The following is a 280-nucleotide window of genomic DNA, read 5'->3' on the forward strand; positions in this document are numbered from 1 at the left end:
ACCACTTCTATGCTGTAAGTTTTATAGCCTTGAGATGCAGCTTTTTCTATTATGTCTTTTTCATATACATTTATATTGTTGTTGTCTAGAGATTTGGAGTTTTCGCTATTCGTCGCTGCCACTTCTTCTTTTGTATTATTTGTTCCTAATAATTCAATTAAATTTTCAATGTCATATGAATCGTTTCCACTTTCAGATATAATTCCTGTCATTGAACTTAATGCATCAATGCATTTAAATAATACATCCATGAGGTTGCTGGTAACTTTTATGGAATTGC

1 protein-coding gene is annotated in these 280 nt (G+C 31.1%); it reads right to left on the reverse strand.

Annotated elements, in window-relative coordinates; all coding sequences use genetic code 11:
- The coding region (locus tag DL891_RS16960; RefSeq protein WP_198668994.1) for a hypothetical protein at positions 1 to 251 on the reverse strand (251 nt) is incomplete at its 3' end.
- Positions 252 to 280 lie beyond the last annotated feature (29 nt).

It is taken from the genome of Homoserinimonas sp. OAct 916 (assembly GCF_003260275.1).
Lineage (GTDB): Bacteria > Actinomycetota > Actinomycetes > Actinomycetales > Microbacteriaceae > OACT-916.